General features: G+C 36.9%; 18 protein-coding genes and 1 tRNA gene. 16 read left to right on the top strand and 3 right to left on the bottom strand.

Annotation, left to right across the window (positions count from 1 at the left end):
* Positions 1 to 608 precede the first annotated feature (608 nt).
* From BM137_RS10735 to BM137_RS10690, 10 genes are all read left to right on the top strand, one after another.
* Complete coding sequence (locus BM137_RS10735) at positions 609 to 875, top strand: IreB family regulatory phosphoprotein (protein ID WP_092481168.1); 267 nt, start codon at positions 609 to 611, stop codon at positions 873 to 875.
* Positions 875 to 1,297 carry a Holliday junction resolvase RuvX gene (ruvX, locus tag BM137_RS10730; protein WP_092481167.1) on the top strand — a complete coding sequence of 141 codons (423 nt, stop codon included), beginning with the start codon at positions 875 to 877 and terminating at the stop codon, positions 1,295 to 1,297. The genes BM137_RS10735 and ruvX overlap by 1 nt, the downstream gene beginning before the upstream one ends.
* Before the next feature lie 65 nt (positions 1,298 to 1,362).
* Entirely contained in the window at positions 1,363 to 1,677 is a 315-nt protein-coding gene (locus tag BM137_RS10725; protein ID WP_092481166.1) for a DUF1292 domain-containing protein, read from the top strand.
* A gap of 221 nt (positions 1,678 to 1,898) precedes the next feature.
* Complete coding sequence (gene mltG / locus BM137_RS10720) at positions 1,899 to 3,044, top strand: endolytic transglycosylase MltG (protein ID WP_177192566.1); 1,146 nt, start codon at positions 1,899 to 1,901, stop codon at positions 3,042 to 3,044.
* A 91-nt stretch (positions 3,045 to 3,135) separates the two neighbouring features.
* On the top strand, positions 3,136 to 3,771 hold the full coding sequence (gene udk, locus BM137_RS10715) for a uridine kinase (protein ID WP_092481164.1): 636 nt from the start codon (positions 3,136 to 3,138) through the stop codon (positions 3,769 to 3,771).
* A 505-nt stretch (positions 3,772 to 4,276) separates the two neighbouring features.
* A complete protein-coding gene (greA, locus tag BM137_RS10710) occupies positions 4,277 to 4,756 on the top strand; it encodes a transcription elongation factor GreA (RefSeq protein ID WP_092481163.1) in 480 nt (159 codons plus the stop codon).
* A 188-nt stretch (positions 4,757 to 4,944) separates the two neighbouring features.
* Complete coding sequence (gene liaF, locus BM137_RS10705) at positions 4,945 to 5,679, top strand: cell wall-active antibiotics response protein LiaF (protein WP_092481162.1); 735 nt, start codon at positions 4,945 to 4,947, stop codon at positions 5,677 to 5,679.
* Positions 5,676 to 6,752 (top strand): sensor histidine kinase, encoded by a 1,077-nt coding sequence (locus BM137_RS10700; RefSeq protein WP_092481161.1) that lies wholly within the window; start codon positions 5,676 to 5,678, stop codon positions 6,750 to 6,752. Before liaF ends, BM137_RS10700 begins: the two co-directional genes overlap by 4 nt.
* A complete protein-coding gene (locus BM137_RS10695; protein WP_092481173.1) occupies positions 6,745 to 7,377 on the top strand; it encodes a response regulator transcription factor in 633 nt (210 codons plus the stop codon). The genes BM137_RS10700 and BM137_RS10695 overlap by 8 nt, the downstream gene beginning before the upstream one ends.
* Positions 7,378 to 7,502: 125 nt before the next feature.
* Entirely contained in the window at positions 7,503 to 7,799 is a 297-nt protein-coding gene (locus BM137_RS10690; protein ID WP_092481172.1) for a HesB/YadR/YfhF family protein, read from the top strand.
* A gap of 52 nt (positions 7,800 to 7,851) precedes the next feature.
* Here the strand turns inward: BM137_RS10690 and rnjA are convergent, their stop codons facing one another.
* On the bottom strand, positions 7,852 to 9,522 hold the full coding sequence (rnjA, locus tag BM137_RS10685; protein WP_092481160.1) for a ribonuclease J1: 1,671 nt from the start codon (positions 9,520 to 9,522) through the stop codon (positions 7,852 to 7,854).
* Positions 9,522 to 9,737, bottom strand: a complete 216-nt coding sequence (locus BM137_RS10680) for a DNA-directed RNA polymerase subunit epsilon (RefSeq protein WP_092481159.1) — start codon at positions 9,735 to 9,737, stop codon at positions 9,522 to 9,524. Before BM137_RS10680 ends, rnjA begins: the two co-directional genes overlap by 1 nt.
* 453 nt (positions 9,738 to 10,190) lie before the next feature.
* On the opposite strand from BM137_RS10680, the gene BM137_RS10675 reads away from it, so the two are divergent.
* From BM137_RS10675 to BM137_RS10660, 4 genes are all read left to right on the top strand, one after another.
* Positions 10,191 to 10,970 carry a Cof-type HAD-IIB family hydrolase gene (locus BM137_RS10675; RefSeq protein WP_092481158.1) on the top strand — a complete coding sequence of 260 codons (780 nt, stop codon included), beginning with the start codon at positions 10,191 to 10,193 and terminating at the stop codon, positions 10,968 to 10,970.
* A gap of 35 nt (positions 10,971 to 11,005) precedes the next feature.
* Positions 11,006 to 11,548, top strand: coding sequence for a DUF1697 domain-containing protein (locus BM137_RS10670; protein WP_092481157.1), 543 nt, complete (start codon positions 11,006 to 11,008; stop codon positions 11,546 to 11,548).
* 51 nt (positions 11,549 to 11,599) lie between these two features.
* A tRNA-Ala gene (locus BM137_RS10665) sits at positions 11,600 to 11,672 on the top strand.
* 309 nt (positions 11,673 to 11,981) lie between these two features.
* The gene (locus BM137_RS10660) at positions 11,982 to 12,548 is read left to right on the top strand and encodes a metal-dependent hydrolase (protein ID WP_143084260.1); all 567 of its coding nucleotides are present in this window, start codon (positions 11,982 to 11,984) and stop codon (positions 12,546 to 12,548) included.
* A gap of 38 nt (positions 12,549 to 12,586) precedes the next feature.
* Here BM137_RS10660 and def read toward each other — a convergent pair whose 3' ends face one another.
* On the bottom strand, positions 12,587 to 13,150 hold the full coding sequence (def, locus tag BM137_RS10655) for a peptide deformylase (RefSeq protein WP_092481155.1): 564 nt from the start codon (positions 13,148 to 13,150) through the stop codon (positions 12,587 to 12,589).
* Positions 13,151 to 13,341: 191 nt separating this feature from the next.
* Between def and gdhA the strand changes: the two genes are divergently transcribed.
* Positions 13,342 to 14,688, top strand: a complete 1,347-nt coding sequence (gene gdhA, locus BM137_RS10650; RefSeq protein ID WP_092481154.1) for an NADP-specific glutamate dehydrogenase — start codon at positions 13,342 to 13,344, stop codon at positions 14,686 to 14,688.
* 406 nt (positions 14,689 to 15,094) lie between these two features.
* Entirely contained in the window at positions 15,095 to 16,204 is a 1,110-nt protein-coding gene (pdhA, locus tag BM137_RS10645; RefSeq protein ID WP_092481153.1) for a pyruvate dehydrogenase (acetyl-transferring) E1 component subunit alpha, read from the top strand.
* Position 16,205 lies beyond the last annotated feature (1 nt).

Raw genomic sequence — 16,205 nt, 5'->3', positions numbered from 1 at the left:
TATTCCAGTATGAAAAAAAGCCATGCATGACAACTGTCATACATGGCACAAAGAATTTTGTTTATTTGCCTGTCTACTTGACAGGGGGCAGTTCATTTTTTTGCCAAGTCTTTTTTGTTTTCATACTTCAACACATCGTCCCTCCTTTTTAGCACTTGTAAAATAGGTAAGTCAAAGCGAATTATCTTCATTGTAACATCTATTCCAATTTTCGTGTGAAAATAAAAATGTTCAAGCACAATTTTTTTAACCATCAAATATAGAAATAGCATACTAAGAAAGAAAAAATAACGGATTGAATATTAGAAGGAGTAATGATCTTTTTCAAGTAATTGAAAATAGGAACATTAATTATGATTATTAGGAAGTTAGGGGGGCTAATGTATTGCATTTATCTTTATCTGCGGTAATATAAAAGTGTATTCCATTGTATAGATTTTACAGTCTGGCAAACAATTTGAATCGACAAACGTTCCAAAACTAGTGAATAAATCATGGGATTCGAAATTTATCCGGAATTTAATCAATCAATTTTTGAATACCGTTGTAGTTTGACCAAGTTTCTTGTAAAATAAGAAGTGTAGTTAACAGAAATTGAGGTGTAAAAGATGGGCACAAAAGATGAAACAGTCCGCTTCAATGTTCCGGAGAACAATGAAAAGGATGTCAAAGAAACCTTGTCTATTGTATATAAAGCGCTTAAGGAAAAAGGGTACAGTCCGATCAACCAGATTGTTGGGTATCTTTTATCTGGAGATCCAGCATATATTCCACGTCACAACGATGCTAGAAATCTTATCAAACGACATGAACGCGATGAAATTGTCGAAGAATTGGTAAAGAATTATATGGATAAGAGCTTAAGCGAAAATTGATGAGAATAATGGGATTAGACGTAGGCTCTAAAACTGTAGGGGTCGCTGTAAGCGATCCTTTTGGTTGGACAGCACAAGGCGTTGAGATCATCAAGATCAATGAAGCCGTTGAAGAATTTGGCATAGAACGTGTAGGAGAGCTGATCAAACAATACGAAGTATCGAAGATTGTGATTGGTTTGCCTAAAAATATGAATAATTCTATTGGTCCTAGAGCAGAGGCTTCTTTGGCTTATGGAGAACTCATAAAAAAGGCGTTCAATCTTCCGGTTGAATATCAAGATGAACGTTTGACGACTGTTCAAGCGGAACGCATGCTGATCGAAGAGGGCAATACTTCTCGTAAAAAGAGAAAAAAAGTTATTGATAAAGTAGCTGCAGTAATGATTTTGCAAAATTATTTAGATGGACATCAAACCTAGCAATTTTGTCCGTCATAGGTTAAACTAGTAAAGTCAATTTGTTAAATAGAGAGGAGCCTGTTATTATGGCACACGACCACAACCACGATCACGATCATGAACATCATGACCATGAACACATTACTATTATTGATGAACAAGGTAACGAAGAATTATACGAAATTTTATTCACTTTCGATTCAGACGATTTTGAAAAATCATACGTATTAGTTTACCCAGCTGGTGCTTCTGAGGGAGAAGATGTTGAATTATCTGCATTTTCATTTATTCAACAAGAAGACGGCAAACAAGGGCAATTAAGCTCTATTGAAACAGAAGAAGAATGGGATATGATTGAAGAAGTTTTGAACACTTTCATGGAAGATGAAGAAGAAGCTTAATTAATCTATTAGAATTCACTTTAAAAGCTAACAATTTTGTTAGCTTTTTTTGTTCTCTTTAATAGGGATATCATGTATAATAGTAAAAGTTAGGCTAGCAGAGTACATATTTAATTGTTTTGCATCTAAAAAACTGAATCAAGCATTAAAAATGCAAAGGTTCATATAGAATGGTTAAAAAATGATTTATAAAGCTTAATGAAAGTTTAGGAGGGAATTTGTTGAGTGAAAAGAACAAGAAAGAGATCAATCAGCAAAGTTATCCAAATGGAAAACTAGACACTGATCAAAAAGAAAAGAGTGTAGTGGCCAAGATAGTCTGGAGCATTATTGCTATTTTACTAGTCTTAATAGTTGTTTTCGGAGTATCGGCTTATAACTTCTACACATCTTCTATTGAACCTCTTGATCCAAAGAGCACAGAAGAAATCCAAGTGGAGATTCCAAGTGGTTCTTCCTCAGCAGATATTGCTCGCATACTAGAAGAAAACAACGTTATCAAGAGCGCGTCTGTCTTCAATTTGTATACTCGTTTCAATAACGAAAGCAACTTTAGAGCAGGGTACTATGTTTTCACTCCAGCAATGGATGTGGATGAAGTTATCGACTCGCTGCAAGCTGGCGGGACTGATCTGCCCGTAGACGCTCTCGAGAGAGTCACGATACCGGAAGGTTCTACTATGACACAAATCGCTGCTATCGTAGAGGCAAAAACGGCCTATACATCAGATGAGTTTATGTCGTTGATTGAAGACGAAGCATTCCAGAAACAACTAGTGGAGAAATACCCGCAATTGTTAACCGATGTTTCTCAAATGGAAGATGTCCGTTTTATGCTTGAAGGCTATCTGTTTCCAGCTACTTATGAAGTTCACGAAGAGATGTCTTTAGAAGAAATCGTTGACGCAATGGTTGGTAAAATGGATACAGTGCTGCAAAAATATTATGCTCAAATAGAGGAAAGTTCTCAATCTGTGCATGAAATTTTGACAATCGCTTCCTTAGTAGAAAAAGAAGGCTCTGATTATGAAGACAGAAGAAAAATAGCGGACGTCTTTTATAACCGTATTGAATTAGGAATGCCGCTGCAAACAGATATTTCTGTCTTGTATTCATTGGACACTCATAAAGAAAGAGTCTCTCATGATGACTTAGAAGTTGTCTCACCATATAACTTGTATCAAAATACTGGAATTGGACCTGGTCCTTTCAACAGTCCCAGCGAAGAAAGTATCTCAGCAACTATTGATCCTGCAGAAACGGATTATTTATACTTCCTTGCCGATATTGATACACAAATCGTCTATTTTGCGGAAACTTATCAGCAACACCTAGAATACAAACGTGAATATGTAGACACTAAATAAAAAAGAATCTCATAGATTTAAGAACTAAATTGATAAAAAGATAAGAGCTGGGAGCTTTTCCAGCTTTTTTAAATGAAAAGGGGCAAATGCAATGAGTAAATTAGTAAAACCGATCGTTATAGGGGTTACAGGAGGTTCCGGAAGCGGAAAGACAAGCGTTAGTCGCGCAATTTTTGATCATTTCTCTGGTCATTCTATCTTGCTGTTAGAACAAGATTTTTATTATAAAGATCAAAGTCATTTGTCTTTCGAAGAACGTCTTAAAACGAACTATGACCATCCATTTGCATTTGACACAGATTTGCTGATCAAACATGTAGAAGATTTGATTGATTTCAAAGCAATTGATAAACCTGTATACGATTATGCAAAACACACTCGAAGCGATCAAATCATTCACCAAGAACCAAAAGAAGTTATCATTATTGAAGGGATCTTGATTTTAGATGACCCTAGATTGCGTGAATTGATGGACATAAAAGTCTATGTAGATACAGATGATGACATTCGCATTATTCGTCGAATTAAGCGTGATATTGAAGAACGCGGACGTACATTGGATTCAGTTATCGAACAATACTTAAATGTCGTAAAACCGATGCACAATCAATTTGTAGAGCCGACTAAACGTTATGCAGATATTGTTATCCCTGAAGGCGGCCGCAACCAAGTTGCGATCGATTTGATGACGACTAAGATTCATAGTATTATTGACGTGCGTGAATAGTCGACTGATTACTAAAAATTAAAAAGCGAACGATACTTTGAAACTCTATTAGGAGTTCTTGAGGTGTCGTTCATTTTTCATATTTACCCTATAATAGGTCTTTTGGTAAAATAAATATGGTAAATAAATGAGAAGTAAGAATGAATAAAGTAAATCACTATACATTATTTAAGGATAGTGATAGTATGTGTAAGTGATTTAAGAAGATAGACTATTCAGTAAATAGAATATGCAATATACCAACGAAGACCCGCAATATTTGCGAGCTTTTTTCTTTGTCTGTCTGAAAACAATAGTGTATTTATTTTCAGATAAGAAGAAATACACTCGAAGCAAATAAAGTAATTGAGACAGAAATGCTAAATAAATGAGTAAAAAAACGAATTATATTTTATTTCTTGTTTACAATTGCGGAATGTCGTGGTATCTTGTCTGTATTATATTTATACAAGCAATGAGGACGCTACCATTTGTAGTGGTCTAATTAAGAGGAGAGAAATTGAAAATGATTGAACGCGTATACCCAATGACTTTAGAAGGAAAAGAAAAATTAGAAGAAGAATTAGATTTATTAAAAACAGAAAAACGTAAAGAAATCGTAGAAAGAATCAAAATTGCTCGCAGTTTTGGAGATCTATCTGAAAACTCAGAATACGAATCAGCTAAAGATGAGCAAGCTTTTGTGGAAGGAAGAATCACAAAATTAGAAAATATGCTTCGTTTTGCAGAAATTATCGACAGCTCAGAAACAGCTGCTGATGAAGTGTCTTTAGGTAAAACAGTAACGTTTATCGAGTTGCCTGATGGCGATGAAGAAGAATACATCATTGTCGGAAGTGCAGAAGCTGACCCATTTGAAGGGAAAATTTCAAATGATTCTCCGATCGCTAAATCGTTGATCGGGAAAAAAGTTGGAGAAGAAGTCGTGATTGAAACTCCAGGCGGAGATATGAAAATCAAAATCACTAACGTTCAAGTGTCATAAAATCTGATTATACAAAATAAACGTAGAACTGCTCTCTAAAAAAGAGCAGTTTTTTCATGCAAAAATAAGACTTTAGTCGTAGAGCAGTTCCTGCTTAAGAACGCTACCGGTTCTACGTGAAAAAAGGTATACTAGAGAAAGGAAAATTGCTGCTTTAATATGGCGCAATAAAAAGGAGTTAGAGTCTAATGAGCAATCACTGGAAATTTTTCTTTGCTGTGGAAGCTGTATTGGTGGTATGGTTTCTTTATCAATTATCCACTAACGTATTTGTAGCTTTACTGACGATCGCTGGTATATGGATCCTCATCAGAAGCCACCAGTCAAAGAAAGAAAATAAAACCCCTTCATACTTGTTGGGTGTATTTTTACTATTGTTTTCCGCGGTATCTACAAGTGCTTTTTGGTTTATCCTGCTGGTTGCTGTATTCTTCATCAGTATAAAAGGCCAAGGCGTATTGAAAGGCATGAATACCAATGTTTTTAAACGAGCGCCGTGGAACGAAAAAGAAATCAAGATTGTTGAAACTACAGAATCTACACCAAAAAGTGGCAAACGAATCAAGCAACGGTGGGTTGGAACAGAAAAAATAGGCAATACTATTTTTGAATGGGATGACATCAATTTTACATTGTTGATGGGAGATACGATCATTGACTTAGGCAACACGGTCTTACCTAAATCAGAAAGTTACATTGTGATCCGAAAAGGGATCGGCAAAACGCGTATATTAGTTCCTAAAGGTGTAGGAGTAATGATCGAACACAATGCTTTAATGGGCGATGTATTGTTCGAAGGCGAAGATTATTCTTTGACCAATGAATCGCTCAAAATATACAGCAAAGATTATGACGTCTCCAATCGCAAGTTAAAAGTCATTACGTCTGTATTAGTAGGAGATTTAGAGGTGATCACAATATGAGCAAAAAAACAATGGGGAAGCTGTTTGTAGCCACTTTTGTGATCATGTTCTTCATCTTGTTTTTTGTGACAGCTTCTTTTAGTTATCTTGTTTATCCTGATACGTGGTATTTAGAACTGCTGACAAAACAATTTTATTACTTGCCGATTTTGTTTTATTTGTTCATCATTGCCGGGATAGTAGCTGCAATGGTTGCGGTATACGGGTATTTGTTCATTCAAAAGCGTTCAAAAAGATTATTGAAAGTGCTGGAAGAAATCTCCAGCGGCAATTATTCGGTAGATATCTATCACGCTCTGCTGGAAAATGAATCGTATTCTACGGCGACGATTCAAGCAGTGGAAAAAAATCTAGAGCATATTCAACAAAAATTGCAAGATTTGTCCAGAGAAGTTCAAAAAAGCAGTAACTTGCCCAAATATGTAGATGGGCAAACAAAAGAAGAGATTCTTGAGCAAGAACGTCACCGATTAGCTCGTGAGCTGCACGATTCAGTTAGTCAGCAGTTATTTGCTGCAATGATGATGTTGTCAGCGTTGAATCAGCAATTAACGAATGCAGATGAAGTGACTCGCAAACAAATGGATATGATTGAAAAAATCATTAATGAAGCCCAATCTGAAATGAGGGCATTGCTGCTCCATTTAAGACCGGTGAATTTAGAAGGAAAAACTTTGAAACAAGGAATTGAACAGTTGTTAAAAGAATTGAGCACTAAGATCCAAATCGAATTAACTTGGTCAATTGCGGATATCAAGTTGGCTAAAGGCATTGAAGATCATTTGTTTCGAATTGTTCAAGAGCTGCTGTCTAACACGTTGAGGCATGCAAAAGCCAATGAATTGGAAGTGTATTTAAATGAAGTAGACCAAACACTATCTCTAAGAGTGGTCGATGATGGTGTAGGGTTTGATCCGGATAAAAAGACTGCTGGAAGCTATGGATTACAGAATATTCGCGAGCGTGTCATAGGAATGGGCGGAACATGCAAAATCATTAGTTTTGCTGGCAAAGGAGCCAGTATAGATATTAAGATTCCAGTCATTAAGGAGAGTGAAATCAATGATGATTAAAGTACTTTTAGTAGATGATCACGAAATGGTTCGGCTAGGTTTGTCTTCGTATCTTACGATCCAGCCAGACATCGAAGTTATTGGAGAAGCGGAAAATGGGAAAATAGGGTATGAAAAAGCCTTGTCTTTAAGACCGGATATTATTTTGATGGATTTAGTTATGGATGAAATGAACGGGATTGAATCTACTCAAAAAATTCTCAAAGACTGGCCAGAAGCTAAAATCATTATTTTGACCAGCTTTATTGATGATGAGAAAGTCTACCCTGCATTAAAAGCAGGAGCATCGAGTTATTTGTTAAAGACTTCGACTGCACATGACATTGCTGCTGCCATTCGTAGTACATATAAAGGCGAATCGGTATTGGAACCTGAAGTGACTGGGAAGATGATGGAACGTTTTTCCAAAAAGGAAGAGCATAAATTACACGATGATTTAACAAGCCGCGAGAGTGAGATCTTGTTGCTGATCGCCCAAGGGAAATCCAATCAAGATATAGCTGATGAATTATTTATCACGTTGAAAACCGTTAAAACTCATGTATCAAATATTTTATCTAAATTGCAAGTGGAAGATCGTACCCAAGCGACTATATATGCTTTCAAAAATCAATTGATCAAATGAAAGCGTCATTTCGTGTGAGAGGCAGTAATTATTTCTTCAGAGTGTAAAATCGTATTTTCTGTGATACACTTGTGATAAGTATTTAGTTGAGAGGGGGATCACAGGCTTGCCTGTGCGAACAAATGATGAAAATTGACATTACAAAAGAAGCCCAAGAATGGTTTAATACAGAATTAGGATTAACTGAAGGGTCAGGGATTCGTTTTTCTGGAAAAGTGTATGGAAAGACTGAAGTACATGAAGGTTTCTCAGTAGGGATGGCAGTGGCTCAACCTGGCGATAATGTGATGGCTTCAACGAGCATCGATGGTGTAACTTATTATGTCAATGAGTCAGACGATTGGTTTTTTAATGGATATGACTTGGAAGTAGATTACGATGCAAAAAGAGATGAACCAGTTTATCATTTTATAGAACAATAAAAATGACGCAAAAAAAAGGAATCGATTTCTCGATTCCTTTTTTTATTTGGTTTTAAACCGGCATGATGATCGGTAAGATCATCGGATTTCTTTCTGTACGTTCGTACAAGAAAGGTTTCAAACTCTGAATGATTTCATTTTTTACAGAGTGTTCTGTAACAGAATCTTTCTTCAATTCTTTAACGATGCTGCGAGATACAACACTTTGCGCATCATGAATCAATTTACCTGATTCACGCATGTAGATGAACCCACGTGAAAGGATATCTGGACCGGCTAATACTTGTTGAGATTTAAAGTCGATCGTTACGACTACAACTAGTAAACCTTCTTCAGACAATAATTTACGGTCTCGTAAGACGACGTTTCCGATATCTCCGATACCTTTACCATCCACATAGACATCACCAGCTTCAAAATGACCCGCTAATCGTGCAGAATCTGGAGTCAAAGCAATAACATCTCCGTTTTCTACGATAAAACAGTTTTCTTTAGGAATACCTGTTTCTTCAGCTAGACCGGCATGGATTTTTTGCATACGATATTCCCCGTGAATAGGGATGAAGTATTTTGGTTTCATCAAGCGAAGCATCAGTTTTTGCTCTTGTTGACCACCGTGACCAGAAGTGTGAATGTTATTTAGTTTACCATGGATAACATTTGCTCCAGCTTCTGACAATAAGTTGATCAAGCGATTGATGCTTGTAGTATTTCCTGGAATAGGAGAACTTGAAAAAATAACAGTGTCTCCTGGCTGGATCTGAATCTGGCGGTGAGTACCATTGGCAATTCTGCTCAAAGCAGCCATCGGTTCACCTTGAGAACCAGTACAAAGAATAATCGTTTCATTAGCCGGGTAACGGTTGATTTCTCGTTGATCCACGAATATTTCTTCAGGAGCGGTAATGTAGCCCAACTCACGACCGGTTACAACAGAAGATTCCATACTACGACCAAAAACAGCTATTTTACGTCCTGTTTTGATTGCAGCATTGGCTACTTGTTGCAAACGAGAAATATTTGAAGCGAAAGTCGCAAATATGATTCGACCTTCAACTTTTTGCATAATGCTGGTAATCGAATCACCGACCACGTTTTCAGATTTCGTAAAGTTTGGTATTTCTGCATTAGTACTATCAGAAAGGAGAGCCAGTACTCCTTCGTCACCGATTTTTGCCATACGGTGTAAATCAGCAGGTTCGCCAACAGGAGTAAAGTCAAACTTATAATCTCCCGTATGAACGATATTGCCTGATGGAGTCTTGACAATAATTCCATACGCTTCTGGAATACTGTGAGTAGTGCGGTAGAAACTCACGCTTGTCTTACGAAACTTGATTACATCATGCTCGTCGATTTTGTGCAACTCAGCATCACGCAGTAAACCGCGTTCGTTCAATTTATTTTGGATCAATGCATAAGCTAAAGGTCCAGCATAAATCGGTATATTTACTTGTTGTAATAAGAAAGGAATTCCACCGATATGATCTTCGTGACCATGAGTGATAAACAACCCTTTTATTTTATTGATATTTTGAACGATATAACTATAGTCCGGAATAACATAATCGATTCCTAACAAATCATCTTCAGGAAATTTAACTCCGGCATCAATCAAAATAATCTCATCTTGGAATTGAACACCATAAGTGTTTTTTCCGATTTCACCTAATCCCCCAATGGCAAATACAGCCGTTTCATTATTTTTAATGTTTGGTTTCATTAGTTGAACTCCGTCAGTGCAAAATCTGGATTTTTTTGTTCGTAAGCTAAATGTGCTGAATCTAATGGTTGAACAAATTCAATATTGTAGGGGGTATTTTTTTCAACCAAAGCTCGAGCATCTACATCAGATTCTGCCTCAATATATAAAGATCTTGTATCTTCTCTTTTTGGGTTTGTTGCTTTACTTTGTTGGTAAGTGACTTTAAAAATCATGTTTTTTTCTCTCCTTTAAACTTTCTTCTTTTTAATATAAATTAATAAAGCGATCTAAAAAATCTGAAAATGAAACGTATAAAATTTGGGTACAAAAAATAAACGATTTTTGATAAAAAAGGTTGATTTATCTGTTAAATGCACATTTTTTCTCCCGAACTGGTTGTTGTGGTATACCACAACGGCTATGAATAGTTTAACACAGTTTATGAATTAAGTATAGAATGGAAGGTTTGATACGATGACATTTAACCGATTGCATGAGCAGGTTAAATATACAAAAGGTTTCTGTGGAAAAAGAGTCAATGACTAAACAATAATTACCAAGAGTTATAGAAGAATATCTCTGTTGTATTCAAAAAGTAAAAGGTTTTCAAAAACAACTTTTCTTTTTAGTGATTATTCGATAGAATGGTATAGAAAAGTGTTCAAGAAAGCAGGTAACAGATAATTATGGAGAAAAAAATTCTTTTTTTTGATATCGATGGTACTTTACTGACAGATGAGAAAAAAGTGCTGCCCAGTACTAAAGCAGCATTGAAACAGTTGCAAGCTAATGGACATGAAGTTGCGATCGCGACAGGCAGAAATTATACGATGGCGAAAACAGTGATCGATGAATTAGAATTGCAAAATTACATCGTCTGTAATGGAGCCGCTGGATTTTTCCATAATGAATTAGTTTATGAGAATGTCTTAGATCCGACGGAATTTGAGCGAATGCTGCAATTGGCTGATAAAGAAGGTCATCAAGTGGTTTACGAAACACCTTTTAAATTAAGAAGACGCAGCGAGGCGATCAGTATTCGCATCAAAACGGCTATGGAGGCAGTCGGATTCGGCGTACCGAAATGGGACGATGAGTTCTATAAAGAACATAAAATGTCGCAGGCGTTGATTTTTTATCGCGAAGAAGAAAAAGATATTTATGAAAATGGGCAATTTTCTAAATTGAAGTTTGTTCGTTGGCATGACACGGGAGTAGACGTATTACCTCGTGACGGTTCAAAAGCTGCTACTATTTTAGCGTTTTCTGAAGATCAAGGATTCAAACGTGAAGATATCATAGCTTTTGGAGACGGTTTGAACGATTTAGAGATGATCTCGCAAGTAGGTGTAGGAGTCGCAATGGGGAATGCCCTGGAATCCATCAAGTTAAGAGCAGATAAAGTCACTGCCGATAACAATGAAGATGGGATTGCAATAGCTTTGAAAGAAATGGGATTGATTTAACTTACTTTTCCGATTGGTAAGGAAGGTTGGGTAAAATGAAGTATATCGCATTGTTTAGAGGAATAAACGTTGGCGGGAAAAATCGAGTACCGATGAAAGAGTTGCAGAAGTGTTTTCTTGATGCTGGATTTACTGGTGTTCAAACGTACATCAATAGTGGTAATGTGTTGTTCGAGGCTAAAAAAGAGTCAGACGAGAAAGTTCTCCAAGAAGATTGTCAAAATATCATTCAAACTTCTTTTGGATTTTCTGTATCGGTGGCCATTATTTCTATCCAAATTTTATCACAAGCTTTACGTCAGGTTCCGAAATGGTGGGGAAAAGATCCTCAAGAAAAACACAATGCTTTATTTACTATACTCCCTGTAACGGCAGATGAAATCATGTCTGAAATAGGTGAAGTCAATTCTGAAGTAGAAAAAGTTTATTGTTTTGAAAACATCATTTTCTGGAGTTCTTCTATTAGGCATTATAGTAAAACTAAGTTCTCAAAAATAGTTGGAACCAAATCATATCAAAAAGTAACGATTCGAAATGCGAATACGACTAAGAAATTATGTCTCTTAGGGACACAATAAAGTTATCAGCTGTTGATTGAATAGTATTATTATTGAATCAACAGATTTTCCGGGGGTATAGCTCAGTTGGGAGAGCGCTACGCTGGCAGCGTAGAGGTCAGGGGTTCGAGCCCCCTTATCTCCATATGTATATTTAAAAAATCTTTAAACCGTCTTTTACGATGGTTTAAAGATTTTTTTGTTGCGATTTCTTGCTCCTTTTTTATTTGCTACAAAACTTCGAGTAATTCACACTCTATTATGATACAATAGAACGTGCGTTCGCCGCCGCGGGATGAAGTGTCTCGTGGTGGGAAGGCGTATTTTGTGTTGGAAGGTTTTTTTTGATTCAGATTCCTAAAATGCAAAGATTATTTTGAACACCTTTATTTGGTATCAGCGGCGAGAGTCGTGTGAAAAAGAGTGGGGTGTTTATCATTTGAAAGGAGAAAAAATGCGTTACAAAACACATTTAGCTGTCACTTACGCTGTTACATTACCTATGCTGGCTTCTTCGGATGCTTTGACGTTAGGTAACTTAGCAGCGTTGGGAGTGGGTTCGTTATTTCCGGATATCGACCATCCAGGGTCGTTTATTGGAACGCGTATGCCGATCATCAGTGATGGGATGAGAAAATTATTTGGGCATAGAGGGATCGTGCATTCTTTGGCAGGCGCTGTTTTTTTCACAGTACTAGTTAGAATGCTGCTCACTGGTTTAAATTTGCCGATGGATTGGGCGACGTGGTTTTTGATGGGGTTTCTGGCTCATTTAGTAGAAGATTCTTTTTCAAAATACGGCATAGCTTGGCTTCAGCCTATTTACAATAAGAATATTCAGTTTGGTTTTAAACGCATTTATTATACGACTGGTGGAGTAAGCGAACTGATTATATTTGCTGTTGCATCTGCAATTATTCTGTATCAAATTGTTCAACTCGATCTGTTTGCGCAACTCGCTTTTCCTTTTTTGGAATTTCAAAATGTTGTAGAGCAAATCAAAAATACTTATTTTACCTAAAGAAAAAAGGAGCCGGGTTTTACCCGACTCCTTTTTTCTTATGAAATAATATTGACACCTTCATCTAATTGATAAGGGTTTTCTTCGTTGATGCGGTCGTAGAACATTACACCGTTCAAATGATCGATCTCGTGTTGAACGACCATTGCTGCATAATTTTTCAACCGAACTTTTTGTTTTTCACCATTTAAATCATGGTAAGTTACGGTGATTCTGCTGTGACGAGGCACATAACCTGGAACATCACGATCCACTGACAAACATCCTTCTCCTTCAGCTAAACAAGAAGATTGAACAGAGTGGCTGACGATTTTAGGGTTCACCATCACGTCGCTTAAAATATAGTCTTCACTGTCTTCTTCGATCCCAGGGATATGAACGGCTACCATACGAATAGATTGATCGATTTGCGGAGCGGCTAATCCAACACCGGCTCTTAGTTCATATTTTTCTGCTAATTCGGGATCTTGGCTATTCACTAAGAATTCCATCATTTCGTGTCCTAAATCAATTACTTCTTTAGATAATGGTAATTCTACTTCTTTAGCGACTAAACGAAGAGTAGGATGGCCTTCTCGAATAATGTCTTTCATTGTAATCATTGATCATTCACTCCTACTTAATATTAATAGTACTATTTTAATAGTTGTCAAACTAACTTTCAACCTATCTATTCTAACAGCATTATGTAAAGAATGCACGAGGATTTCTTCTTTTTATCTGTATAAAAATGTGCGATAATAAAAAAGTTATTATTGTATCATCATTTTTTAATGAAACAAGGAGGACTATTATGTCAGAGGCTAAACAATATATTGAGCAGATTTACCAAGAAGTAAAGGAAAGAGATTCTCATCAACCGGAGTTTTTACAGGCTGTTTATGAATTTTTCTATTCTATTGAGCCTGTGTTGTCAGCACATCCCGAATTCATTAAAGAGAATATTCTTGGGCGTATAGTAGAACCTGAAAGAATTATCCAATTCAGAGTACCGTGGGTGACAGATCAAGGAGAAGTAAAAATCAACAGAGCTTTTCGTGTGCAATTCAATTCTGCCATCGGACCTTATAAAGGCGGATTGAGATTCCACCCAACCGTTGATCAAAGTATCGTAAAATTCTTAGGATTTGAGCAAATCTTTAAAAATAGTTTGACTGGACTTCCAATTGGTGGAGGAAAAGGCGGAAGCGATTTTGATCCTAAAGGAAAATCGGATGCTGAAGTAATGCGTTTTTGTCAAAGTTTGATGACAGAGTTGCAAAAATACATTGGTCCAGATATGGATGTCCCAGCTGGAGACATTGGTGTAGGGGCTAGAGAAATCGGATACTTATATGGACAGTACAAAAAACTGAACGGTTCATTGAACGGTGTGTTGACTGGAAAACCTCTATTATATGGAGGAAGCATCGGGAGAACAGAAGCAACTGGTTATGGACTGGTTTATTTTACAAAAGCTATGTTAGAAGACGCGAAAAAAAGTTTCAAACAGCAGAGAGTGATCGTTTCAGGAAGTGGAAATGTAGCAACTTACGCCATGGAAAAAGTTCACGAGTATGAGGGAATAGTAATTGCTTGTTCTGATTCTGACGGGTACATCATTGATGAAGAAGGAATCGATATTGAATTAGTAAAAGATATCAAAGAAAATAGACGTGGCCGTATTTCTGAATACGTAAGCGACCATCCAAACGCTGCTTACTATGAAGGAAATGTGTGGAATCATAAAATCAGCTATGACATAGCATTGCCGTGTGCTACACAAAATGAAATCACTAAGGACGCTGCAAGTACCATCCTTGAAAATGGCGTGTACGCTGTTGCTGAAGGCGCGAATATGCCGACAGACTTAGAAAGTACAACATTATTCCAAGAAGCTGGTGTGCTGTTTGGACCGGCTAAAGCCGCAAATGCCGGAGGAGTAGCAGTTTCGGCACTAGAAATGTCTCAAAACAGTCAGCGTCTAAGTTGGACTTTAGAAGATGTAGACCATCGATTAAAAAGTATTATGGAAAATATCTACAAGCAAGTCAGTGAAACGGCTAAGGAATATGGAGTAGAAGGCGATTTTGCAGCCGGCGCGAATATAGCTGGTTTTTATAAAGTAGCTAATGCAATGGTAAGTCAAGGGATTGTTTAATCAAAAAAGAAGCGCGAATTGTTGCGCTTCTTTTTTGATTTTTTAAAACAAGTACAGTCGTGTGAAAAATAGTACAGAGTTAATCTGTTTGTGTAACAGATTTTAATTTAAAAAAACAGCGAAAAGATGGTGGAGTTATCAGTATCTGCTTAAAAAAGCAAACGCTTCATTATGGTTAAATTGTGAATACGTTCATTTGGTCGAAATAGAAGAGGGCTTTATAAAGGAATAGAAAGCGTTCTTACTCCATTTTAAATGAATAATTTCAAACCATAGATTAAGTGCTTGCAAAATAACAAAAAGAATGATAGATTTGTATAGTAAACGAAATTAATTGATACAGTTTCAAAAAGCTGTATTAATTTCTAAAAAATCATACTGCTTAAAAGAGAGGAATGGGTAATAAATGGCTAACAATAAACAACCTGTAGATTATGAAGCGTTGTTAAGTGCAATTGATGCTGCTTATCCAATGGTACAAATCTTAGACAAGGATGGAAATGTCGTAAACGAAGACATTATGCCTGAGTTAACTGATGATCAGTTAGTAGAATTAATGGAGAAAATGGTGTGGTCACGTACATTGCATAATCGTTCAATGGCTCTAGCTCGTCAAGGACGTTTAGGTTTCTACGCACCGACTGCAGGTCAAGAAGCTTCTCAACTTGCAAGTCATTATGCATTTACTAAAGAAGACTGGTTATTCCCTGGTTACCGTGATATTCCACAATTGATCCAACACGGATTACCTGTAAGCCAAGCTTTCTTATGGTCTAGAGGACACGTTGAAGGAAACAACTATCCTGAAACTTTGAAAGCGATGCCTCCTCAAATTATTATCGGAGCTCAAATTATCCAAGCAATGGGTAGCGCAGTAGGACAAAAATTAAATGGCGATAATGCTGTTTCATTCACTTATACTGGTGATGGCGGTTCTTCACAAGGAGACTTCTATGAAGGTTTGAACTATGCAAGTCGTTACAAAGCTCCAATCGTGTTTTATATCCAAAACAACGGTTACGCTATTTCGACTCCACGTGAAAAACAAACTGGCGCTACAACTTTAGCTCAAAAAGCAGCTGCAGTTGGAATCCCAGGTATCCAAGTAGACGGTATGGACCCGCTAGCAGTATACGCTGTATCTAAACAGGCTAGAGAATGGGCATTAGCAGGAAATGGTCCTGTTTTAATCGAAACAGTTACTTCCCGTTTCGGCCCTCACTCAACTTCTGGAGATGACCCATCAATCTACCGTGACCAAGAAGGTATTGATTACTGGGCACAACGCGATCCATTGATCCGTTTCCGTAATTTCTTAACTGAAAAAGGTCTATGGACAGAAGAAAAAGAAACTGCTTTTATTGAAAAAACACAAGAAGAAATCAAAGAAGCTGCTAAAGAAGCAGATAAAGCACCTAAACAAAAAATCTCTAGTTTCTTGAAAAACATGTATGAAGTACCTGGTCAAGTAACTCAAGAGCAAATTGCGAAGTATGAAGCAAAGGAGAGTAAATAAT

Origin of the sequence: Desemzia incerta, from assembly GCF_900115825.1 — a bacterium.
GTDB classification, from domain to species: Bacteria; Bacillota; Bacilli; order Lactobacillales; family Carnobacteriaceae; genus Desemzia; species Desemzia incerta.
Note: the sequence above shows the minus strand (reverse complement) of the source record. Positions and strands in the feature narration are given on the sequence as shown.

What these genes read in the sequence shown, in the direction of transcription:
- BM137_RS10735 (WP_092481168.1), top strand. Translation starts at nt 609, where the DNA reads ATGGGCACAAAAGATGAAACAGTCCGCTTCAATGTTCCGGAGAACAAT.
- ruvX (WP_092481167.1), top strand. Translation starts at nt 875, where the DNA reads ATGAGAATAATGGGATTAGACGTAGGCTCTAAAACTGTAGGGGTCGCT.
- BM137_RS10725 (WP_092481166.1), top strand. Translation starts at nt 1,363, where the DNA reads ATGGCACACGACCACAACCACGATCACGATCATGAACATCATGACCAT.
- udk (WP_092481164.1), top strand. Translation starts at nt 3,136, where the DNA reads ATGAGTAAATTAGTAAAACCGATCGTTATAGGGGTTACAGGAGGTTCC.
- greA (WP_092481163.1), top strand. Translation starts at nt 4,277, where the DNA reads ATGATTGAACGCGTATACCCAATGACTTTAGAAGGAAAAGAAAAATTA.
- liaF (WP_092481162.1), top strand. Translation starts at nt 4,945, where the DNA reads ATGAGCAATCACTGGAAATTTTTCTTTGCTGTGGAAGCTGTATTGGTG.
- BM137_RS10700 (WP_092481161.1), top strand. Translation starts at nt 5,676, where the DNA reads ATGAGCAAAAAAACAATGGGGAAGCTGTTTGTAGCCACTTTTGTGATC.
- BM137_RS10695 (WP_092481173.1), top strand. Translation starts at nt 6,745, where the DNA reads ATGATTAAAGTACTTTTAGTAGATGATCACGAAATGGTTCGGCTAGGT.
- BM137_RS10690 (WP_092481172.1), top strand. Translation starts at nt 7,503, where the DNA reads ATGAAAATTGACATTACAAAAGAAGCCCAAGAATGGTTTAATACAGAA.
- rnjA (WP_092481160.1), bottom strand. Translation starts at nt 9,522, where the DNA reads ATGAAACCAAACATTAAAAATAATGAAACGGCTGTATTTGCCATTGGG.
- BM137_RS10680 (WP_092481159.1), bottom strand. Translation starts at nt 9,737, where the DNA reads ATGATTTTTAAAGTCACTTACCAACAAAGTAAAGCAACAAACCCAAAA.
- BM137_RS10675 (WP_092481158.1), top strand. Translation starts at nt 10,191, where the DNA reads ATGGAGAAAAAAATTCTTTTTTTTGATATCGATGGTACTTTACTGACA.
- BM137_RS10670 (WP_092481157.1), top strand. Translation starts at nt 11,006, where the DNA reads ATGAAGTATATCGCATTGTTTAGAGGAATAAACGTTGGCGGGAAAAAT.
- BM137_RS10660 (WP_143084260.1), top strand. Translation starts at nt 11,982, where the DNA reads ATGCGTTACAAAACACATTTAGCTGTCACTTACGCTGTTACATTACCT.
- def (WP_092481155.1), bottom strand. Translation starts at nt 13,150, where the DNA reads ATGATTACAATGAAAGACATTATTCGAGAAGGCCATCCTACTCTTCGT.
- gdhA (WP_092481154.1), top strand. Translation starts at nt 13,342, where the DNA reads ATGTCAGAGGCTAAACAATATATTGAGCAGATTTACCAAGAAGTAAAG.
- pdhA (WP_092481153.1), top strand. Translation starts at nt 15,095, where the DNA reads ATGGCTAACAATAAACAACCTGTAGATTATGAAGCGTTGTTAAGTGCA.